Consider the following 21115-nt stretch of genomic DNA (forward strand, 5'->3'; position numbering starts at 1 on the left):
CTCCGGCCGCCTCCTGGCCGGGGACTCGTGGCGTGGTGGCGCTCCAGCAGAGCAGCCCTCCGGACGAGTCCTGGCAGGGAGCCGGCAAGGCGGAGACGCCCCGGCGCGACAGCACGCCGGACGAGTCGTGGCAGGGGCCCCGCCAGGGCGTGACGCCTCGGGGCAACAGCACTCCGGATGAGTCCTGGCGGGCGCCCGGTGAGGTGGAAGAAGCCCCCGGGCCCGGCAGCCCTTCGGAGAAGCTCGGGGGGGAGCCCGCCGAGGTGGAGGCGCCCCGTCGCAACAGCACTCCGGACGACACCTCCTGGGAGTCCTTCCCCGGCGCCACGGCGGTACCGGAGGGGCAGGACGCCGCCGCGCTGCCCCGGCTGCCGGAGGTACCGCCCCTGGTTCCGGTGGACGACGTGCCACCGCGCCGCCCCCCGACCGCGCGCGCTCCGCGCAAGCCCGAGGGGCCGCCTCCGGTGCCCAACCGGGTGAGCCTGCTGGGCGCGCGCACGGTGGGGCCGGGTGGCTTCGCGGCGGGCTTCTCCCTGGGCTTCCCCCTGCTGTCCGCGCGCGCGGCCGTGGGCGTGCTGCCCCGGGTGGACGCACTGGTGGGCGTGGACAGCCTCTACGGGATGATGACGGAGCTGCGCGTGGGCGGGCGGTGGATGGTGCTGGATGGCGGCCCGCGCTGGAGCCTGGGGCTCGTGGTGGAGGGGGGCCATGCCTTCTTCCTCCGGCCGGCGAGCGTGGAGGACAAGGGCGCGCGATATCTCAGCGGCCGGCGCAACTGGAACGTGCAGCCCGGCATCGTCGGCAACCTCCAGCTGAGAGGGCCTCGCGCGGCGCGCCTCTTCTTCGACGCGCGCTATCACCTCTCGTTCGACACGGAGCCCATCCAGCGCACGCCGCTGGGCGGACTGCCGCCCTCCGTGGTGACGGGCAGCGCCTTTCCGTTGCGAGTGGGCGCGGAGATGCCCCTGAGCGAGAAAACGTCCTACTCTTTGACACTGGGCGGGGATGTGCGGACCCGCCCCGAGGACGCGGACTTCATGCCCGTCTTCTCCGTCGGCATCGTCACCGGTCTCTAAGCGGCGCTCCGAGCGCGCCCCACCTTCCAGCGAGGTCCTGCATGCGTGGCTGTGTCATCGGCTCCGGCTCCTTCGGTACGGCCCTGGCGAACGTCCTCGCGGTGAACTGCGAGGAGGTCCGGCTGTGGGGCCGCGAGCCCACCGTGGTGGAGGCCATCAACACCCGCCACGAGAACATCACCTACCTGAAGGGCATCCCCATCTCCGAGCGCGTGCGCGCCACGACGAGCCTCGAGGAGGCGCTCGCCGGGGCGGAGCTGGTGGTGCTGGCCACGCCCAGCCATGCCACGCGCGAGGTGATGGCCAGGGCGAAGCCGTACCTGCCGCGCCACGTGCCCCTCGTCACGGTGGCCAAGGGCATCGAGAACGAGACGCTGCTGACGATGACGGAGCTCCTGGAGGACTGCCTCCCGGAGGAGTTCCACCCGTACATCGCGGTGCTGTCCGGGCCCAGCTTCGCCAAGGAGCTGGCGCGGCGCATGCCCACGGTGGTGACGATTGCCTCCCACTGGGACAAGGTGGCGGTGCGCTGCCAGAAGGCGCTGCAGACGGAGACGTTCCGCAGCTACACGTCCACGGACGTGGTGGGCGTGCAGTACGGCGGCGCGCTGAAGAACGTCATCGCCATCGCCGCGGGCATGGCGGACGGCCTGGGCATGGGCCACAACGCGCGCGCGGCCATCATCACCCGCGGGCTGGCGGAGATTACGCGCCTGGCGGTGCGCAAGGGCGCCAACCCGCTGACGCTCTCCGGCCTGTCCGGCATGGGCGACCTGGTGCTGACGTGCACGGGCGAGCTGAGCCGCAACCGGCACGTGGGCATGGAGCTGGGCAAGGGCCGCAAGCTGCCGGACATCCTCGCGGAGATGAAGGAAGTGGCCGAGGGCGTGAAGACGGCTCGCAGCGCCCGCGACCTCGAAATCAAGACGGGCGTGGAGCTGCCCATCTGCCATCAGGTCTACCTGATTGCCTACGAGGGCAAGAGCGCGAAGAGCGCCGTGGTGGACCTGATGACGCGCCAGCCGAAGTCGGAGCTGGCGGGCGGCTGAAGGCGCGGGGACGTCAGCTCCGCGCGAGGAGGCCGAGCACGTCCCGGGAAGCAGCGCGACGGCCGGTGGCGCGCATCCAGAAGAGGATGCCGCCCACCACCACCGCGTTGGGCACCACCATCCAGGCCCAGTGCGGGTCCGCCAGGTCCCGGCCGCTGAAGAGGTCGAGCTGGTGGACCTGCGCGTCCACCACCACCCAGGCGGCGAGCCCCAGCAGACCGAGCACGGCGCCCGCGGGGAGGGCCCACGCCGTGAACTCGAGCGTCCGCCGGAAGCGCCCCGCGGGCGCGCCGGTGTCCGGGCCCACGACGTCCCGGGCGTTGCGCGCGGGCGAACGCAGCCAGAGCACCAGCAGCGGCAGCCCCAGGGCCAGGACCAGGTTGAAGAGCATGTCGAGCCACATGGGCTTCTCGAAGATGGAAACCACGTGGATGTCCATGGGACTCCGCCTCCCGGGGCGCCGCGCGCGCCCTGCTGGAGCCGCGCTCAGTACCGCCGCACGCTCGGGTCCGGCAGCGCGCCGCGCACGCGCCACACGGTGAGCCGCTGGGAGTTGGTGTGGCTCACCACGAGGCCCTCCTGCTGCATCTGCTCCAGCAGGCGGTTCGTCTTGAGCCGGTCCAGCCCCACGGCCTTCGCCACCATGTCGCCGGGCATGCCGCTGATGTTGCGGCGCAGCTCGTTGACGATGGCGCGCTTGAACTCGTTCTTCTGCAGGCCGTCCAGGTCCTGCGTCCTCCAGGCCTGGAGGATGCCCGCGGCGATGAGGAGGAGCGTCAGCACCGCCACCGCCGGGTAGATGATGTGGCTGTTCTGCTCCAGCAGCTCAATGTAACCGGGGGACACCGACGACACGGGCTTCTGGTAGTTCGGCGCCTGCGCCAGGAGCCCGCTCGTCAGCAACGTCTGGAGGGAAGTCATCGCCACGGTGCGGACTCTAGGAAAAGCAACGCCTTGCCGGCAACGGGGCCGGCAAGGCGTCGAAGAGCGGGGGACTACACCGCGCCAATGGCTTCCGTGGCGCCCTCGGCGAACAGCGTGGTGTCCGCCTTGGCCAGCAGCGAGGCGAGGCCCTCGCGCGTCGAGGCGCTGATGGCCACGCCGCCGCGGCTGCGCAACAGCGCCTCCACGTCCTCGGGCGCCATCTTGTCCGCCTTGTTCCACACCATCAGGCGCGGCTTCTCCATCAGCCCCAGCGACTCGAGGATGTTCTCCACCGCCTCCACCTGCTCGTCGCGCGCGGGGTCCGCCGCGTCGACGACGTGCAGGAGCAGGCTGGCGTCGTACAGCTCCTCCAGCGTGGCGCGGAAGGCCGCCACCAGGTCCTTGGGCAAATCCCGGATGAAGCCCACCGTGTCGGTGATGATGACCTCCCGCTCCTGCGGGAAGCGCAGCCGCCGGCTGGTGGGGTCCAGCGTGGCGAACAGCTTGTTCTCCGCCAGCACCTCGGCGTTGGTGATGGCGTTGAGGAGCGTGGACTTGCCCGCGTTGGTGTACCCGACGATGGAGATGACCGGCAGCTCGCGCCGGTTGCGCTGCGCCCGCCGCACGCTGCGCTCGCGGCTGATGGCGTCGATGCGCTTCTCCAGGTGGGTAATCCGCTCGCGCACCCGGCGACGGTCGATTTCCAGCTTCGTCTCACCGGGGCCGCGCCCGCCGATGCCACCGGCGAGCCGGCTGAGCGAGTCATCGCTCTGCACCAGCCGGGGCAGCCGGTACTTCAGCTGCGCCAGCTCCACCTGGAGCTTGCCCTCGGCGCTCTGCGCGCGCTGCGCGAAGATGTCGAGGATGAGCTGCGAGCGGTCCAGCACCTTGAGGCTGGTGGCCTCGCCGATGTGGCGCCCCTGCGACGGGGTGAGGTCCTTGTCGAAGATGAGCAGGTCCACCATGGACTGCATGGAGCGCAGGTTGAGGTCCTCCAGCTTGCCGCGCCCGATGAGGTAGCGCGGGTCCGCCTCTCGGCGCACCTGCAGCACGCTGTCGATGACCTCCACGCCCGCGGTGCGCGCCAGCTCCTTCAGCTCCGCGAGGCTGGCCTCCGCCTGGCCACGGTCGCCGTTGAGGCACACCGCCACGAGGATGGCCTTCTCCCGGCCTCCGACCTTGCGCGCGGCCGCCTTGCGGTTGAACTCCTCCTCCAGCGCGTCCAGCGTGGCCATCAGGTCCGGCTGCTCGACGTGCACCGAGGGCAGGGTGCTGACCTGCCAGAACTCCCCGGTGCCGTTCTCCGGCACGAGGTGCGCGAAGTGGAGCACGCCGGGCAGGCCCTCATCGCCCACGCCGACGGCGGCCACGCAGTCCAGGCGCAGCAGCGCGAGGTCCGTCAGGTCGTCCTTCGTCAGGGGCTCGCTCTTGAGGTGGGTGTGGACGAGCCGCAGGCCACGCAGACGAATCTGGCCCGCGCGGGCGCGGCCGATGTCCGGCAGCTCCAGCTTGTGCGCGTTGCCCACCACCACGTGCTCGATGTCGCCCTTGCGGTTGATGAGCACACCCACCTGCCGGTTCGTCTCACGCGACAGCTCGGTGAGGTGGCGGGCGAGCTCGGGCGACACGATTTCGTGCGGCGACACCCGCCGACGGTAGGTGTTGCGCAGCCGGTGCTGCTCGCTCGACTTCAGGCCCAGGGTGTTGCCGTAGATTTCCTTCAAACCGTCTCTCCTGGTGGAGCCCGCCTGGCCCCCACGCGTACCGGAACTCTATATGGCCACCCGTCCGGTGGGTCTCATGTCCCGGCCCGTTCCGAAGACCGTGACAGGTGGAAACACTCCGTGGACGCACTCTCTTTCCGTTTCTGACCTACTCTGATGACCGTGAGTTCGATTTCCGCTGGCCGCACCGCCCTGCGCGCCGCCCGTCGCGTGGTGGTGAAAATCGGCACCAACGCGCTGACGAACGCCACCGGGCGTTTCAACCGCACCCACTTCGATGCGCTGGGCCGGGATTTGTTGTGGGCCGCCCAGGGGCGCGAATTGGTGGTGGTGTCCAGCGGCGCCATCGCCCTGGGGGTGGAGCGCCTGGGCCTGCCGGGGCGTCCCAAGGACATTCCCGGCAAGCAGGCGTGCGCGGCGGTGGGGCAGAGTCGGCTGATGCAGGCCTATGAGGAGACCTTCAGCGGCGCGGGACGGGCGGTGGCGCAGGTGCTCCTCACCCACGAGGACGTGCAGGACCGGCGACGCTACCTCAACGTGAAGCACGCGCTGGAGCGGCTGCTGGCCGCGGGCGTGGTGCCCGTCATCAACGAGAACGACACGGTGTCCGTGGACGAGCTGAAGTTCGGCGACAACGACACGCTGGCCGGGCTGGTGGCGGGCGTGGTGGAGGCCGAGGCGCTCGTCCTCCTGTCGGACGTGGAGGGCCTCTACACCGGCGACCCGCGCCGGGATGAAACCGCCGAGCTGATGCTGGCGGTGGAGCGGGTGACGCCCGAGGTGCTGGCGCTGGCCGGCGGCACCACCAGCGGCGTGGGCACCGGCGGCATGGCCACCAAGGTGCGGGCCGCCGCGCGGGCCACCGAGTCCGGCATCCGCTGCGTGATTACCTCCGGCGCCGTGCCCGGCCGCCTGCGCGCCGTGCTGGAGGGCGAGCGCGTGGGCACCCTCTTCGAGCCCACCGGCAACCGCCGCAGCGCCCGCGCCGCGTGGATTGCCCATGCCTTGCGCCCCCGGGGGAAGCTCACCGTGGACGCGGGCGCGCGCGAGGCCATCGTCACCGGCAAGCGCAGCCTGCTGCCCAGCGGCGTGCGCGGCGTGGAGGGCGACTTCGGCCGGGGCGACCCGGTGGACCTCGCGGACGAGTCCGGCGCCGTGTTCGCCCGGGGGCTCGCCACCTACGAGGCCGCGGAGTTGCGGCGCATCGCCGGCCGGCGCACGGCGGACATCGAGGCGGTGCTGGGCTACCGCTACCTGGACGAGGCGGTGCACCGCGACGACCTCGCGGTGCTGTAGGGGCCCGCGGGGCAGGGGCGCCGCCTCGCAGCCGGCCTAGATAGACGACGTCGTGGAGCCCTGGCCCGTGTCCTCGCTGAGCTGCATCAGCGCGCGGAACTCCGGCGAGTCCACCTTCATCAGGAGCAGCGACACCTCCAGCTCACCGGGAACCCGGCCGAGCTGCAGCTTGCGCTGCTGCCCGTGGAGCAGGGCCAGCTCGGAGTGCCCCTCGGCTTCCGGGAGCAGCAGGTCGAGCTGGAGGAGGTACGAGTCGCCCGAGGCCTTCGGCGTGAGGATCAGCCGGTAGTCCGGAAGAGGCGCGCCCGGCCGGCGGCGCTCGGCGCGCAGGGTGCGGCCCGTCTCGCCCAGCAGCTTGGGCTGCGCCACGATGCGGCCCTCGCGGCGCACCTCCACCGCGAAGTAGAGCGGCTCCGCCCGGGGCTCCGCCCTGGCGGCGGCGGGCGTCATGGCGGAGGACAGCCCCACGAGCAGCGCCAGCCCGGCAACCATGTTTCGGACGAGGGAGGTGCGGCTCATGGTGAGTCCCTTCGAAGCGCCCTTGCCAGGTCGGCCGCCTGGCACCCGGCGGGACATTGCCCGCCACCGACGCTTCTCACTCATCTAGACGTGCTAGGAATACTCCAGTCGCGCCCCGAGTGCGAGCCCCCTGGGTATGTCGTTTTGTTACCAACCCGGAGAGATACGGACACACAGGCGATTACCTGCTTGTCTGTTCAGTCGGGTCCGGATATCGGATCGCGGACGTGGGAGGGCGCGCCGCCTGTTTCCCATCGACACGTCCCACGCCGCCTTGACCCCCCGGGGCCCGCCCGGCATCGTCGCCGACCTTCCCGAATGGAACGCACCGAACGCATCCTCGACCTCGTGGCCCTCCTGCTCGACGCGCGCGAGCCCATCTCCTGGGCCGAGCTGCGCGAGCACTTCCCCGCCGATTACGGAGGCTCCGACGACGCCGCCGAGCGCAAGTTCGAGCGTGACAAGGCGGAGCTGGTGGAGCTGGGCTTCCCGCTCACCTACGTGCAGGGCGACGACGAGCGCCGCGACGGCTACATCGTCGACCGCGACGCGTACTACCTGCCGGAAGCGGACCTCACCAAGGAGGAGCTGGCCGTGCTGTACGCCGCCGGCTCCGCCGCGCTGGCCTCCGGCGCCTTCCCCGGCCGCGACGACCTGGCGCACGCGCTGCGCAAGATTGGCTTCTTCGCCGGCGAGTCGCTGCCCACGCCGCGCGTGCGCATGGAGCTGGGCGCCGTGCAGGAGGGCGAGGAGAAGGAGGTCTCCGCCCGCCTGGAGCAGCTGTGGGACGCGTGCGCCGCGCGCAAGTGGGTGGAGATCACCTATGCCAGCCCCAAGCACCCCACCACCACGCACCGGAAGGTGGACCCGTACGGCCTGGCGCTGCGCCGCGGCGTCTGGACGCTGGTGGGCCACTGCCACCTGCGCGGCGGCCTGCGCACCTTCCACGTGCACCGCATCCGCGAGCTGAAGGTGAACACCGCGCGCCCGCGCACGCCGGACTTCCAGGTGCCGGCGGACTTCTCGCTGGACTCGCACGTGGCGTACTTCCCGTGGCAGCACCGCTTCCACGAGCCGGTGGAGGTGGTGCTGCGCCTGTCGGGCGCGCTGGCCTCGCGCGCCGCCAGCCTGCTGCCCGGCGCCACGCTGGAGCCGGTGGAGGAGGGCGGGGTGCGCGCCCGCATGAAGGTGACGTTCCTGGACGGGCTGGTGCGCTTCTGCCTCCAGCTCGGGCCGGACTGCCGCGTGGAGGGGCCGGAGAGCGCCCAGGCGCGGGTGAAGGAGATGGCGACGCGCATCCTGGAGCGCCACGCGGAAGCGCACGAGAAGGTGAGCGCATGAGCAACGTCCACGAGCGGCTCCGCCGCCTGCTGTTCCTCGTCCCCTACGTCTCCAAGCACCCCGGCGTCACGGTGGAGGCGCTCGCCAAGGCCCTCAACATGAGCCGCGAGGACCTGCTGGAGGAGCTGGACCTGCTCACGTGCGTGGGCCGTCCGCCCTTCAACCCGGACGACTACATCGACATCTACGTGGACAACGACCGCGTCTACGTGGACCTGGACCAGCGCCTGTTCGCGCCGCCCCGGCTGACGGCGGGCGAGGCCGCGGCCCTGGCCGCCTCGGCGGAGCTTCTGCGCCCGGCCGCCGGCGACGCGCTGCAGAGCGCCCTCCAGAAGCTGGAGCGCATCCTCCCGCCGTCCACCCGCGAGCGCTACCGGGAGATGTACCGGAAGATCGACGCCTCCACGGAGGCCCCGCAGGCCCTGGCGCCCCTCACCCGCGCCATCATCGAGCGGCTGGAGGTGACGTTCGCCTACGCCCGGCCGGGCGGCCCGCCCGAGCCCCGGCGCGTGCGCCCGTACGAGCTGCTCAGCCACCGCGGCCAGTGGTACCTCCAGGGGTTCGACCACATGCGCCAGGACGCGCGCCTGTTCCGGCTGGACCGCATGGAGGACATCACCGTCACCGACACGCCCTTCCTCCCGCCGCCGGACGCGCGCGCGGACGTGCCCAACCCGGCCCGAAGCCGCACCGAGGTGTCCGTGCGGGTGCGCTTCACGCCGGTGGCCGCACCGTACGTGAAGGAGCGCTTCGGCCGGGACGCCCGTCCGCTCGCGGATGGGGGCGTCGAGGTGCTGGTGGCCGGCGACAGCGAGCGCTGGCTCACCCAGTGGGTGCTGTCCTTCGGAGGCGAGGCGCAGGTGGTGGAGCCCGAAAGCGCGCGGGCCGCCGTTGCCCGGGCGGCGCGGGCCTCGGTAGGATTGTAGCCCCCCATGCCTTTCCAGCTGACGATCTCCGAGGGTAGAGAAGCCGGCAAGGAGTTCGTCTTCGACCAGGACTCCGTCCTCATCGGCCGGTCGACGGACTGCGATGTCGCCCTGTTCGACCCGGGCGTGTCCCGCAAGCACTGCCGCATCTTCCTCGACGGTGAGACCTGGTCCGTCGAGGACCAGGGCAGCGCCAACGGCACGCTCGTCAACGGCACGCCCGTGTCCACGCAGGCGCTGGAGGACGGCGACAAGCTGACGCTCGGTCCGGTGACGTTCGTCTTCGCCCTGCTGGAGGCCTCCACGGGCGAGGAGGAGATGCCCGCCGGCGCGGAGCAGGAGGCGGCCAACAGCACCCGCATCGTCTCCGTGGACGCCCTGAAGCGGCAGCGCAACAAGGGCGTGGCGCTGGCCCCGGAAGGGGCGGACGAGGAGGAACTGGAGGAGCTGCGCCAGGGCGCCACCCGCCACAACCTGAGGTCGCTGCGGCCCGCGGCCCCCTCGCAGGGCGGCGGCTCGCGCGCGCCCGCGGCCAAGGCGGCCCCCATCGAGCGCGCGGCCCCGTCGGCGCCTCCCGCGCGGCCGCAGCGGCCCGCGCCCTCCTCCTCCGTGCCGTCGCGGCCCCGCGCCAGCGGCCCGCAGCCGGCGGGCGGGGGCCTGTCCGCGGCCGAGCGCGCCCGCATCCGCCGCGAGTCTCCCGGCCTCGTCGCCAGCGCGAAGCTCTTCTGGGCGGACGCCAGCTCCGGCGTGCGCAGCGGCATCATCGGCGGCGGCGCGGCGATGGTGCTTGCCCTCTTCGCCCTGCTGTACTGGCTGGTGCTGAGCGAGGGCGAGAAGCGGCCCACCGGCGAGGAGCCCGCGATGCTCGCCACCAACCCCATCCGGGACTCGTTCGGCCTGGGCGAGGGCGTGACGTGGGAGCGCCCGGACATGAAGATCTTCCAGTGGGAGTACACCGCCGCCTCGCGCGCGGTGGTCATCCTCCACTACCAGGCGCAGGGCATCTCCAAGGACGAGGTGGTGGTGAGCGTCAACGGCGTGGACGTGGGCAAGGTGCCCGCGGACACGCTGGCCAGCCAGGACCGCGCGCTGGAGCTGATGATTCCGGCCCAGAACCTCAAGAGGGGCGAGCCCAACCGCATCATCTTCGACAACGTGAAGAACCCGCCGGGCGAGGACGAGTGGCGCATCTGGAACGTGTGGGTGGAGCGGGCGCTGCTGCCGGAACTGGCGCCCGAGGAGCTGGAGCGCCAGGCGCGTGAGTCCTTCAAGCGCGGACAGACGAACTTCGGACGGCCGGATGTCGGCGCGCGCAACCGCTACGAGGCGTGGAAGGGCTTCCGCGAGGCGTGGCTGATGCTGGAGGCCCACCCGGAGCCCAAGCCGGACCTCTACTTCGACGCGCAGGAGCGCATGAAGGCGGCACAGCAGGAGCTGGACCGCACCTGCGCCAAGCTGCTGCTGGAGGTGGAGGGCTACTACAACCAGGGCAACTACCGGGCCGCCTCCGCCACGCTGGACCACCTGAAGGAGTACTTCCCCGAGTACGACCAGCCGTGCGCCACGCGCGCGGAGAACAAGCGCTCCGAGTACGGGCTGTAGTGTAGTTCCCGGACGCCTCCGTTCAGCGGACATGCCGCACGCCGGGACGGGGGGTTGCTCCGTCCAGCGGTGGACGTCGCCGGCCGTCGGGCGTGCAGGCATCGGGGCCTCGGGTTGCCGGGCCGCGACTGCATCCTCACCGTACGGAGGCCATGCGTGACCCGGAGGTGGTGAGCGAGCAGTCAGGCGTTGTCGGGGACGGCGAGCTGCGCCTCGCGAGGACGTCCAGCCCCGTTCCCTCGCATGGGCCCGTGTGGAGCCCGGAGGTCTCCTCACTCCTCTTGTCGCGCTTCTACCTGCCGCGCGGCCACGCGGTGGTGCGGGGCAACGCGTGCCAGCTCCTGCGCGACGGCGTGGAGGCCTACCCGGCGATGCTGGAGGCCATCCGCCGGGCGCGCCGCTACATCCGCCTGGAGACGTACATGTTCCTCACCGACACCGTCGGTGAGCTGTTCGGCGAGGCCCTGGCGGAGGCGGCCGAGCGCGGCGTGCACGTGAAGGTGCTGTACGACGCGGTGGGCTCGTGGACGGCCCGCCGCGACTTCTTCGAGTCGCTGCGCCGCCGCGGGGTGGACATCCGCGCCTTCAAGCCCTTCAGCCTGTCGCGGGGGCTGCGCCACCTGTTGCGCCGGGACCACCGGAAGATTCTCGTGGTGGACGGCGAGGTCGCCTTCACGGGCGGGGTGAACATCGCCGCGCACTGGGCGCCGCGGGAGCAGGGCGCCGGGTGGCGCGACGACGTGCTGCGGATTGAAGGCCCCGCCGCCCACGAGCTGGAGCGGCGCTTCCTGGCCACGTGGCGGATGATGTTCCAGGACCGCATCCACCGGCTGGCCCGGGGGCTGCGTCATTGGAAGCACCGGCCGCCCCGGCGCGGGCAGGTGGGGCTGGCGGTGCTGTCCAGCCGGCGGAGCATCCACCGGGCGTACCTGCACGCGATTCAGCGGGCGCGCAGCAGCGTGCTCATCGCCGCGGCGTACTTCATCCCGGACCGGCGCATGGTGGCGGCCCTGCGCGAGGCGGCGCGGCGCGGCGTGGAGGTGCACCTGCTCCTCAACGCCCGCAGCGACCACCCCATCCTCGAGTTCGCCACCCGGGCCTTCTACGAGAAGCTGCTGTCGGCGGGCATCCGCATCTTCGAGTGGCAGCGCGGCGTGCTGCACGCCAAGACGGCGGTGGTGGACGGGGTGTGGGGCACCATCGGCTCGTTCAACCTGGAGCGGCTGAGCCTGGCCTTCAACCACGAGGTCAACGCCGTCTTCGCCGACCCGCGCCTGGGCCGGCAGCTGGAGGAGTCCTTCCGCGCCGACTGCGGCGACTGCCGCGAGGTGACGCTGGCCGAGTTCCGCCGCCGGCCCCTCTGGCAGAAGGTGCTGGAGCGCGTGCTGTACGCCTTCCGCAAGGTGCTCTAGCGCGCGCGCCTTCCGGCCGGGCCGCCGGGCGCGCCCGTCCCCCGGGCCGTCCCCGCTGGCCGGGTGGGGGTGGGGCCGTTACCACTCCTCTGTAGCTTCCTGGAAACAACCCCCAGCCGGACGCATGGCTCCGATGAGCCGGACTGGCCCCCCTCCCGGCGAAGCGTCCGCCCCTGGATGACCGCGCAGGAACCCTTTGCAACGCGTCAACGGGGGGCCTACAAGTCGGCGCATCCCGCGCACGGAAGGACGGCAACGCACATGACCGACAGTTTCGGGACCAAGTCCCAGCTCAAGGTGGGTTCGGCCACCTATGACTATTTCAGCCTGAGCAAGCTGGCCAAGGCGCACCCCTCGGTGAACCGCCTGCCCGTCTCCCTCAAGGTGCTGCTGGAGAACCTGCTGCGCCACGAGGACGGCCGCGTGGTGAAGCGCGAGCACGTGGAGAAGATGCTGGCCTGGGACCCCAAGGCCACCCCGGACGTGGAGATCTCCTTCCACCCGGCCCGCGTGCTCCTCCAGGACTTCACCGGCGTGCCCGCGGTGGTGGACATGGCCGCCATGCGCGAGGCGCTCGCCTCCATGGGCGGTGACCCGGCCAAGATCAACCCGCGCAACCCCGCCGACCTCGTCATCGACCACTCGGTGCAGATCGACGCCTTCGCGACGACGGCGGCCTTCAAGGAGAACGCGGAGCTGGAGTTCGAGCGCAACCGCGAGCGCTACGCGTTCCTGCGCTGGGGCCAGAGCGCGTTCAAGGGCTTCGGCGTCGTCCCGCCGGACATCGGCATCTGCCACCAGGTCAACCTGGAGTTCCTCGCGCGCGTGACGTTCCGCGAGGGCACCACCGTCTACCCGGACACGCTGGTGGGCACCGACAGCCACACCACGATGATCAACGGCCTGGGCGTGGTGGGCTGGGGCGTGGGCGGCATCGAGGCCGAGGCCGCGCTGCTCGGCCAGCCGATTACGATGCTGATTCCCCAGGTGGTGGGCTTCAAGCTCACGGGCCAGCTGCCCGCGGGCGCCACCGCCACGGACCTGGTGCTCACCGTCACGCAGATGCTTCGCAAGAAGGGCGTGGTGGGCAAGTTCGTGGAGTTCTACGGCAGCGGCCTGAAGAACCTGTCCCTGCCGGACCGCGCCACCATCGCCAACATGGCGCCCGAGTACGGCGCCACCATCGGCTTCTTCCCGGTGGACGAGGAGAGCCTCAACTACCTGCGCTTCACCGGCCGCCCGGATGACGTCGTGGCCCTCACCGAGGCCTACGCCAAGGAGCAGGGCCTGTGGCGCCGGGACGAGGACCCCACCTTCAGCGACACGCTGGAGCTGGACCTAGCCTCCGTGGTGCCCAGCCTCGCCGGCCCCAAGCGCCCGCAGGACCGCGTGCCCCTCAAGGACATGAAGTCCGGCTACGAGAAGTCCCTCGTGGAGATGCTCGCCGCCGGCAAGAGCAAGGGCGAGGACGACGAGGGCGGCGGCGGCAAGGCCAAGGCCCCCGCGGCCGAGGTGCCGCCGGAGCGCCTCGCGCAGACGGTCACCGTGAAGTCGGGCCGCTCCAGCTACCAGCTCGGCCACGGCGCGGTGGTGATTGCGTCGATTACCTCCTGCACCAACACCTCCAACCCGGCGGTGCTGGTGGCCGCGGGCATCCTCGCGAAGAACGCGGTGGAGCGCGGCCTCAACCCGAAGCCGTGGGTGAAGACGAGCCTCGCCCCGGGCAGCCGCGTCGTCACCGAGTACCTGCGCGAGGCGGGCCTCTTGCCCTACCTGGAGGCCGTGGGCTTCCACGTGGTGGGCTACGGCTGCACCACCTGCATCGGCAACTCCGGCCCGCTGCCGGACCCGGTGGCCAACGCCGTCACCGAGGGTGACCTCGTCGTCGCCGCGGTGCTGTCCGGCAACCGCAACTTCGAGGGCCGCATCAACCCGCACGTGCGCATGAACTACCTGGCCAGCCCGCCGCTGGTGGTGGCCTACGCGCTCGCCGGCGAGGTGGGACTGGACCTCGACAAGGAGCCGCTGGGCACGGACCCGAACGGCCGCCCGGTGTTCCTCAAGGACATCTGGCCGACGACGGAGGAAATCCAGGCCACCATCCGCGCCTCCGTGAAGCCGGAGCAGTTCCGCCGCCAGTACGCCAACGCCATGGAGGGCGACACGCTCTGGCAGCAGCTCCAGGTGAGCAAGGGCTCCACCTTCCAGTGGGACGCGAAGTCCACCTACGTGCGCAAGCCGCCCTTCTTCGAGAACCTGCCCAAGGAGCCCAAGGCCACGCAGGACATCAAGGGCGCGCACGTGCTGGCGCTCTTGGGCGACTCCGTCACCACGGACCACATCTCGCCCGCCGGCAACATCGCCAAGACGAGCCCCGCGGCGAAGTACCTCATGGCCGAGGGCGTGGAGCCCAAGGACTTCAACTCCTACGGCGCGCGCCGCGGCAACCACGAGGTCATGGTGCGCGGCACCTTCGCCAACATCCGCCTGAAGAACCTGCTGGTGCCCGGCGTGGAGGGTGGCGTCACCGTCCACATCCCCACCCGCGAGCGGATGAGCATCTACGACGCCTCCATGAAGTACCAGGCGGAGGGCACGCCGCTGGTGGTGCTGGCCGGCGCGGAGTACGGCACCGGCTCCAGCCGTGACTGGGCCGCCAAGGGCACGCAGCTGCTCGGCGTGAAGGCCGTCATCGCCAAGAGCTTCGAGCGCATCCACCGCTCCAACCTCGTGGGCATGGGCGTGCTGCCGCTCCAGTTCGAGGCGGGCCAGGACGCGCAGTCGCTGGGCCTCACCGGCCACGAGAAGTTCGAGATCACGGGCATCGCGGAGAACCTGGCGCCGCAGAAGAAGCTCACCGTGAAGGCCACGGGCGAGGGCGGCACCAAGGAGTTCACCGTGCTGTGCCGCATCGACACGCCGAACGAGCTCGACTACTACCGCCACGGCGGCATCCTGCAGTTCGTGCTCCGTCAGCTGGCCAAGGCCTGAGCCTGACGCGGCCCTGAAGCACCTTCGGCCCGGTGGGAGCCCTCGAGGCGCCCGCCGGGCCGTCGTCTTTTCAGGGCTCGCGCAGGCGGGCCCAGGCGGCGCGGTAGCGGGACAGCCGCTCGGCGTCCTTCGGCGTGACGGCGGCCAGCCGGCGCACGTCCATGTTGTCCTCGAGGTCCGCCAGCTTCACGCGCCGGGCGAGCGCGTGCGGGCGCAGCCGCTCGATGAAGGCTTCATACGTCTCGCCCTCGCGGCGGGTGAGGGCGTCCAGCGCGGAGAGCACGGCGTCCGGGTAGCCGCGCTCGCGCAGCCGCTCCAGCGTCCAGGGGGTGTCCTCCACCACGTCGTGGAGGAGGGCCACGGTGCGCTCCTCGTCCGTCTCCAGCCGCATCATCACCCGCAGCGGGTGGAGGATGTAGGGCCGGTCGGCCTTGTCCTTCTGGCCGCGGTGCGCCTCCACCGCGAGGGTGAGGGCGTCTTCGAGGGTGGGCATGAGGGACTCCGGGAAAGGGCTGCCAGCACCTCCCTTATCCCAGACACGCCCTCCCCGCGCGAGGAGGGGAGGGCGTGGGCCGCGACGTCAGGGCGCGGCGACGCAGCGGGCCGGGTCCTCGTGCCGGCACTCGTGCTGCTCGTGGGTGAGCGGCAGCTCGTACACGTTCTGCAGCACGTCGCTCTCCTCCGCCACGTCCACGGAGGTGGCCTGCCGCTTGCCGGGCTCCTGCACGAGGACGCTGTACCTCACCTTGCCCGTGGCCTTGGAGACCATGACGGCGGTGGCCGGCTCCGGCGGGGGCGCCAGCACCGCGCGCTCCTGGAAGCGCGCGTTCTCGAACGAGCTGGCGCAGGTGGGCAGGCCGGTGAGGTAGTGCCCCTGGAAGAAGCGCGCCCGCGCGGAGGTGTTGTCACACGCCGCGCCCGTCGCCGGGTAGAGCACGTTCCACAGCGAGCAGCTGGCCACCGTGGACGCGCCGCCCGCCGTCTTGTGCTCCATCCCCGAGTACTCCAGCATCCAGCCCGGCCCGTCCGGCGCCGCGCCCGCCGTCTGCTGGCCGCCCAGGGTGCAGTGGGTCTCCGAGGTGCAGGTGACGTCCGTCACGTCCAGGAGGTCCCCGCTGGTGGGGTTGGTGGCCGTACGGTCCGTCAGCCGGAGGTCGTCGAACTGCTGGGCCGTCTTCATGCCCGTCGCCGAAGTGGTCAGGTGCTCCTGGAAGGTCTGCCCGGGGCCCCCGTACACGCGGATGCCATAGAAGCGGTTCTTCCCCAGCGCGGCGTCGTTCCGGGTGATGTCCAGGTCCGTGTAGTTGGGGGCCGCGGAGGCCTGGTTGAGGCAGCGGAAGTTGCCGGCGGAGTCGCGCCCACACTCCACGCGCGCCGTGCTCAGCTGGTCGAAGTCCTGGGCCGCGCCGGGGCACGACCTCACGTCGTACTGCCGGAACTCCGCCTTCACCACCGTTTCGCCCGGGAGGCCGCAGGGCGGGTTGTTGGCGGGCGTCGTCGTCAGCAGCGCCTGGCGAATATCCCCCGCTCCCCACACCTGCTGCGCCTGGGTGATGTTGCGGCCCAGGCGCTCCAGCCGATAGTCCACCTCCACGTGGCCGCAGTTGTACTTCGCGCAGGCCTGCAGGTTGTCGAAGCGGCAGATGCCGGCCTTGTCGTCCAGCATCGCGTAGCGGTCTCCCGTGCCGATGAGGGCGCGCAGCATGCCGGTGTCCGGTTGGATGGTGACGGAGGGGAGGTAATAGAAGGGCCACGTGCGCAGGATGTTGTGCCCGCCAGCCGTGGCCGTGGCGTCCCGGTCCATCTGGAAGGCGCGCGCCGCGGTCCAGTTCTGGATGAGCCCCGAGCTGTCCGGCTCGCCCGGCTGGGACATGCGCGCCACCCAGAGCTGCCCGCGCATGTCGCCGAAGACGGCCGTGTCGAAGAAGCCGTCCGGCTGCACCGCCCCGCCGACGCCGTAGTCCACCATGCCCACCGGCGCCACCACGCTGTGGGTGAGGTTGCGCGCCGGCCGGTCCTGGTCGTTGCTGGCGTTCGGGTCATACTCGAACTTCCACCACAGGTTGTCGTTGCGGCGGGGCACCTTGAGGTTCCAGGCGTCCACCAGGTAGACGCCACGGCCCTTCTCCATGCCGGGAGACCAGCCGCCCGACAGCGCCACCATCCAGCGCTCCTCCGTGGGGGTGCCGTAGCGCACCACCGCGCCGGTCTGGCCGGCGGGGGCCTTCACGAGCAGGGGACCGATGGGAGGCGGCCGGGGGCTGACGGACAGCAGCGTCTTGCCGAAGAGGGCGGCCTCCTGGGAGGCCGGCTGCGGGAACATCCACCGCAGCCTCGGCGGACCGAAGGTCGTGTCGTCCTGCATGGTCAGTTCCAGCGCCAGGTAGTGCACGCCGCCGCGCCCCTCGGCCACCACCGCCAGCGTGTGGAACTCGTCGGCCTGCTTGCGCGAATCCGCAGCCGACTGGCTGCCCGAGCCATCCGCCCAGATGTCGCGCACCATGATGTCGCCGTCGACGAAGTACTGGTGACCCAACGCCATCTCATGCAGCCGCGGCAGCAGGTCCGGAGGGATGAAGGCCCACACCTCCTCGCCCGAGGCGGGCGCATAGGTGCTGAAGGGCAGCCCGCGCTCGCAGGTCTCGTTCCCCGCGGCGCTGTCGCGGAAGGCGTGCACCATGCCGTCGTTGGCGCCCACCAGCACCAGCTTGTCACGCCGGCGGTACTTGAACGCGTACTGCTCGTAGGCGTCCATGTTGACGTTGACGCCGCAGCGCGAGACGTCCTTCCGCTCGAGCGGCGTGGCCGGCGTGCCCTGCCCGTCGCTGTAGAGCGTGCGGACGCACTGGGTGCTCAGCCCCATGTCGCACAGGAACTTGTCCATGGGCGGCTCCACCACCACCGGCGAGGAGTGGAAGATGTCGCCCAGCACCGACTGGCGCGTCTCCGTGCGGTTGCCGTTGCCGTTCTCGTCCGCCAGGTCCTGGCCGCGCACGTACTCGATGAGCACGCGCACGCACAGGTCATCCAGCCACCGCTGACCGGCCAGCATGTCCATCCAGGTGGGCGCCGGGTGGCCCACCGCCGTGGCCGCCTGCGTCGGCGTCAGCCTCAGGCCCGTCAGCAGGCTGCCCGGCTCCACCTGCGGCGGGAGCAGCCGCTCCAGCTTCGGGCAGGCGGGGGTGCCGACGATGCCGAGGTAGTCCTTCAGCTGCTGCATGTTCTGGGCGGTGAACGCGATGGGGATGTCCCCCTCGCCCAGGAGGCCGTCCTGGTTGGTGTCCGTCACCGTGAGGATGTTCCGGGTGGCGCGGTTGCGCGCCCTCAGGTGGCTGCGGGCCTCCCAGAAGTGCTTCGCGGCCGTCGTCGTGCCGTCCTTGACGAACCTGCCCGTGGTGTCCTCGACGACGATGTCGTTGTCCTGGTCCACCACGAAGATGTCCGCGAGGTCGTTGTCGCCGTTCTTGTCGACGTTCTCGACGAACTCGTTGAACTGGTTGAAGCGCCACAGGTCTCCACGCCAGGCGCTGCTGCCGGCCTCGGGCGCCAGGCGCGGCATCAGCGCGCTGAGCGTGGCGCTGCCCGTCTGGAACGAGGAGAGGGCCGCGGCGGCGAAGGAGATGTTGCGGTTCTGCACGTCGTCCACGATGGACTGCAGCGCCGTCTTGAGCTGGCTGGAGTTGGTGGCCGCGAAGAAGCGGCCGCCGCCCACGTCCGCCGTGGCGCGCAGCAGGTTGAGGGCCTGCGTGTTCGTCAGCGCGAAGCCCACCGTGTACGTCGCCACGTGCTGCTCGCCCGGCAGCTCCGGCCGCAGGTCGTGCCCGTTCATCCACATCCACCGGGCGATGCGGTGGATATGGCTGCGCGAGCCGCCGCTCGTGTCACCCGTGCCCGCCGCGGCACAGTCGTCACACGGGACATCCAGGTCGCGGACGGCCTGGGGAATCTGGGCGCCGCCATGGCTCGGCTCGTTGGGCTCGCCGTCCGTCAGCAGAATCATCGCGTTGAAGCTGCACTGGAAGCACGAGGAGGCACGACCCGGCGCGGCCTCGTCGTTGAAGCCCGTGTTGGACAGGTAGCCGTTGCCGAACCAGTCCTCGAACGGGTCGTCATTCTGGGGCGTGCTGGTGCGGAAGTAGTAGCTGGCGCCCCACAGCGCCTGCGTGAGCGGCGTGTTGGTGTTGAACTGCAGCCCGTTCTTCATCCGGTACAGCAGCTCCTCGCGGTGGGCATTGCGCGCCGCCAGGTCGTTGGCCTGCGAGCAGGACGGACCGAAGGGCGCGAAGCGGACCACGTCCAGGCCACTCCACTGCACCGGGGAGGTGCTGGGCCGGCCCGCCGTGTCCTCGTTGGTGGGGCGGTTGCCGGAGGAGAACGTCACGATGCCGAAGCGCGTCTTCGGCGAATCCCGGATGACCTGGGAGATGACGTTGACGGCGGAGTGGCCGCGCGGGGAGTAGAAGTTGAGGAAGTTGCCCGTCGCCACGCGTTGCGAGGAGGTCCACTGGAAGTAGCCCCTGCGCTCCAGGCAGGTCTGGCAGGCGGTCCGGGCAGCCTGGTTCTGGTTGCCAATGAGGTTCCCGCAGGCGGCGGAGACGGAGGTGGTGATGGTGGTATCGGGCGGGTCCTGGTCGAAGCGGACCGGGTTGCGGCCCATGCCGAAGCTCACCTGACCACCGGAGCCCTGGCCATCGAAGCGGTAGAACTTCGTCGGGTCGAACCAGGGCGACAGCTGGTTCTCCAGCGACAGCCACAGCCGGGGGTAGGCGATGTTCGGGTCGTAGTTGAGCGCGTTGATGTTGGGCTGGCGGCAGCCCGCGTCGGCACCCGTCGAGTCCGTGGTGTAGCTATGGGCGTTCTCGTTGCTCCAGGCCATGGGCCACTGCGCCATGGAGCCCGACGTGTCCAGGATGATGAGGATGTTCGGCGGGCCGCTGCTGTTGGTGAAGAAGCGCTCGTCGCTGCCCCTGACGGGGTTGAGCAGCGCATCCAGGCGGGAGGTCGACTGCAGGGTGCAGGCGGCGGCGTCAATCGCGTGGGCACGCGACGCGGCCAGCAGCGCCACCACCACCGACAAAGACGTGAGGAGGGCCTTCATGGGGGCTCCAGGAGGGGCTGGGTCGGGAGGGTTCAGACGCCGAAGCGGAAGACGAACTCGGTCTCGGCCTGGCGGCCGTTCGGCTCGTCGCACATGACGACGACGCGGTAGTAGCGGCCACTGCTGCCGGGGGGCGTGCCCACGGTGTTGACGACGTCGCTCACCTTCAGCATGGCGCTGCCGAAGCTCCTGGCGGACAGGGGGGCGCCCGTCATGGTGCCGGCATCGCCGTCGAAGTGCGCGGTGCGCATGGTGGAGCGGTCGCCCTCCACCGCGTCGTCATTCAGCACCTGCTCCAGGACGATTTGCGGCACGGGACGGGCGAACGCGCCGTGGACGCGCATGCGCGACAGCAGGTAGCGGCGGGCCGTCTCGGCGCAGGCCTCCACCCGCTCGTTGCGCGTGGCGGCCACCGCGGCCATGCGGTTGCGGCTGGTGAAGGTGATGGCGCCCACCACGATGAGCAGCAGGATGGCCAGGGCGATGAGGGTGATGACCAGGGCGCTGCCACGGGAGTAGGGGAAGCGGTTCATGGTTCCTATCCTCCCCCGACGTTCCGGAGGTCATTGGCGAGCGCCGTGTCGCGGTACTCGGGGGTGAAGAAGCTGCGGGAGGTCATGTTGGGCACGCGGATGGTGGTCTCCACCGTGGAGCGCACGTACGCGTCCCCCTCGGCCGGCGGCGGGGGCGCGTTGAGGAGCTGGCGCGGCGTGTCGAGCACCTCCCGCGGCTGCTTGCGGGTGGAGCGCACCGTGAGGCCCACGCGCACGGCGCGGATGTTGGCCGGGTGCGCGGTGTAGCGCTCGGGCGCGTCGTACGGCGACCCGTAGCTCGGAGGGGTGAGGCCAGGCGCCGGAGGCACCATGGGCGTCTCGTCGCCGAGCACCCAGCTGGCGCCGCCGCCGGCCCCCATGTCCGGGGCCGCGGCAGCGGCGCAGCACACGGTGTCCGCCGGGGGGCGGTTCATCTGGTAGGCGACCTGGAAGGACTCGACGTCCGCGACGATGGGGTCGAACTCCGCGTTGGAATGCCAGCCGTGCCGCACGACCAGGTACGGCCGGCCGCCGAACGACTCCACGCGCAGCCGCTTCTCCCGCACCAGCATGACGAAGGGGGGCTGGGCGGTGTCGACCAGGCACCCCGGCAGGGGCGGGGGG

At 71.1% G+C, this 21115-nt stretch carries 16 protein-coding genes; 8 read left to right on the forward strand and 8 right to left on the reverse strand.

The features are described from left to right. Positions 1-32: 32 nt before the first annotated feature. Positions 33-1076 carry a hypothetical protein gene (locus tag HG543_RS22160; RefSeq protein WP_246357215.1) on the forward strand — a complete coding sequence of 348 codons (1044 nt, stop codon included), beginning with the start codon at positions 33-35 and terminating at the stop codon, positions 1074-1076. Positions 1077-1117: 41 nt separating this feature from the next. Then, positions 1118-2125: an NAD(P)H-dependent glycerol-3-phosphate dehydrogenase gene (locus HG543_RS22165; protein ID WP_169346826.1), complete on the forward strand. Its 1008-nt coding sequence runs from the start codon at positions 1118-1120 to the stop codon at positions 2123-2125. A gap of 13 nt (positions 2126-2138) precedes the next feature. On the opposite strand, the gene HG543_RS22170 is transcribed toward HG543_RS22165, so the two are convergent. The 3 genes from HG543_RS22170 to hflX form a co-directional block, all read right to left on the reverse strand. After that, positions 2139-2564 carry a hypothetical protein gene (locus tag HG543_RS22170; protein ID WP_169346827.1) on the reverse strand — a complete coding sequence of 142 codons (426 nt, stop codon included), beginning with the start codon at positions 2562-2564 and terminating at the stop codon, positions 2139-2141. A 47-nt stretch (positions 2565-2611) separates the two neighbouring features. After that, positions 2612-3046 (reverse strand): hypothetical protein, encoded by a 435-nt coding sequence (locus tag HG543_RS22175; RefSeq protein ID WP_169346841.1) that lies wholly within the window; start codon positions 3044-3046, stop codon positions 2612-2614. 74 nt (positions 3047-3120) lie between these two features. Continuing rightward, a complete protein-coding gene (gene hflX / locus HG543_RS22180) occupies positions 3121-4773 on the reverse strand; it encodes a GTPase HflX (RefSeq protein ID WP_169346828.1) in 1653 nt (550 codons plus the stop codon). 162 nt (positions 4774-4935) lie between these two features. Between hflX and proB the strand changes: the two genes are divergently transcribed. Continuing rightward, positions 4936-6069, forward strand: coding sequence for a glutamate 5-kinase (gene proB / locus HG543_RS22185; protein ID WP_169346829.1), 1134 nt, complete (start codon positions 4936-4938; stop codon positions 6067-6069). Positions 6070-6105: 36 nt separating this feature from the next. Here the strand turns inward: proB and HG543_RS22190 are convergent, their stop codons facing one another. Beyond that, a complete protein-coding gene (locus HG543_RS22190) occupies positions 6106-6588 on the reverse strand; it encodes a hypothetical protein (protein ID WP_171817865.1) in 483 nt (160 codons plus the stop codon). A gap of 318 nt (positions 6589-6906) precedes the next feature. On the opposite strand from HG543_RS22190, the gene HG543_RS22195 reads away from it, so the two are divergent. The 5 genes from HG543_RS22195 to acnA all read left to right on the forward strand — a co-directional run bounded on the left by HG543_RS22195 (position 6907) and on the right by acnA (position 14860). After that, on the forward strand, positions 6907-7929 hold the full coding sequence (locus tag HG543_RS22195) for a helix-turn-helix transcriptional regulator (protein ID WP_169346831.1): 1023 nt from the start codon (positions 6907-6909) through the stop codon (positions 7927-7929). Continuing rightward, complete coding sequence (locus HG543_RS22200) at positions 7926-8855, forward strand: WYL domain-containing transcriptional regulator (protein WP_169346832.1); 930 nt, start codon at positions 7926-7928, stop codon at positions 8853-8855. Before HG543_RS22195 ends, HG543_RS22200 begins: the two co-directional genes overlap by 4 nt. 6 nt (positions 8856-8861) lie before the next feature. Beyond that, positions 8862-10457 (forward strand): FHA domain-containing protein, encoded by a 1596-nt coding sequence (locus HG543_RS22205; protein ID WP_169346833.1) that lies wholly within the window; start codon positions 8862-8864, stop codon positions 10455-10457. A gap of 152 nt (positions 10458-10609) precedes the next feature. Then, positions 10610-11869 (forward strand): phospholipase D-like domain-containing protein, encoded by a 1260-nt coding sequence (locus HG543_RS22210; protein WP_169346834.1) that lies wholly within the window; start codon positions 10610-10612, stop codon positions 11867-11869. Between the two features lie 261 nt (positions 11870-12130). Continuing rightward, positions 12131-14860 carry an aconitate hydratase AcnA gene (gene acnA / locus HG543_RS22215; protein ID WP_169346835.1) on the forward strand — a complete coding sequence of 910 codons (2730 nt, stop codon included), beginning with the start codon at positions 12131-12133 and terminating at the stop codon, positions 14858-14860. A 70-nt stretch (positions 14861-14930) separates the two neighbouring features. On the opposite strand, the gene HG543_RS22220 is transcribed toward acnA, so the two are convergent. The 4 genes from HG543_RS22220 to HG543_RS22235 form a co-directional block, all read right to left on the reverse strand. Next, the gene (locus tag HG543_RS22220) at positions 14931-15353 is read right to left on the reverse strand and encodes an HD domain-containing protein (protein ID WP_169346836.1); all 423 of its coding nucleotides are present in this window, start codon (positions 15351-15353) and stop codon (positions 14931-14933) included. Between the two features lie 87 nt (positions 15354-15440). Beyond that, on the reverse strand, positions 15441-19958 hold the full coding sequence (locus tag HG543_RS22225; protein ID WP_169346837.1) for a pilus assembly protein: 4518 nt from the start codon (positions 19956-19958) through the stop codon (positions 15441-15443). A gap of 32 nt (positions 19959-19990) precedes the next feature. Beyond that, complete coding sequence (locus HG543_RS22230) at positions 19991-20491, reverse strand: hypothetical protein (protein WP_169346838.1); 501 nt, start codon at positions 20489-20491, stop codon at positions 19991-19993. Between the two features lie 5 nt (positions 20492-20496). Next, the coding region (locus tag HG543_RS22235; protein WP_211194085.1) for a PilW family protein at positions 20497-21115 on the reverse strand (619 nt) is incomplete at its 5' end.

Origin of the sequence: Pyxidicoccus fallax (assembly GCF_012933655.1) — a bacterium.
GTDB lineage: Bacteria > Myxococcota > Myxococcia > Myxococcales > Myxococcaceae > Myxococcus > Myxococcus fallax.

Excerpts from the sequence above, each read along its gene's own strand:
- acnA (WP_169346835.1), top strand. The coding sequence starts at position 12,131 with ATGACCGACAGTTTCGGGACCAAGTCCCAGCTCAAGGTGGGTTCGGCC.
- HG543_RS22175 (WP_169346841.1), bottom strand. The coding sequence starts at position 3,046 with ATGACTTCCCTCCAGACGTTGCTGACGAGCGGGCTCCTGGCGCAGGCG.
- HG543_RS22225 (WP_169346837.1), bottom strand. The coding sequence starts at position 19,958 with ATGAAGGCCCTCCTCACGTCTTTGTCGGTGGTGGTGGCGCTGCTGGCC.
- HG543_RS22165 (WP_169346826.1), top strand. The coding sequence starts at position 1,118 with ATGCGTGGCTGTGTCATCGGCTCCGGCTCCTTCGGTACGGCCCTGGCG.
- HG543_RS22170 (WP_169346827.1), bottom strand. The coding sequence starts at position 2,564 with ATGGACATCCACGTGGTTTCCATCTTCGAGAAGCCCATGTGGCTCGAC.
- HG543_RS22220 (WP_169346836.1), bottom strand. The coding sequence starts at position 15,353 with ATGCCCACCCTCGAAGACGCCCTCACCCTCGCGGTGGAGGCGCACCGC.
- HG543_RS22230 (WP_169346838.1), bottom strand. The coding sequence starts at position 20,491 with ATGAACCGCTTCCCCTACTCCCGTGGCAGCGCCCTGGTCATCACCCTC.
- HG543_RS22205 (WP_169346833.1), top strand. The coding sequence starts at position 8,862 with ATGCCTTTCCAGCTGACGATCTCCGAGGGTAGAGAAGCCGGCAAGGAG.
- HG543_RS22190 (WP_171817865.1), bottom strand. The coding sequence starts at position 6,588 with ATGAGCCGCACCTCCCTCGTCCGAAACATGGTTGCCGGGCTGGCGCTG.
- HG543_RS22200 (WP_169346832.1), top strand. The coding sequence starts at position 7,926 with ATGAGCAACGTCCACGAGCGGCTCCGCCGCCTGCTGTTCCTCGTCCCC.
- HG543_RS22195 (WP_169346831.1), top strand. The coding sequence starts at position 6,907 with ATGGAACGCACCGAACGCATCCTCGACCTCGTGGCCCTCCTGCTCGAC.
- HG543_RS22210 (WP_169346834.1), top strand. The coding sequence starts at position 10,610 with ATGCGTGACCCGGAGGTGGTGAGCGAGCAGTCAGGCGTTGTCGGGGAC.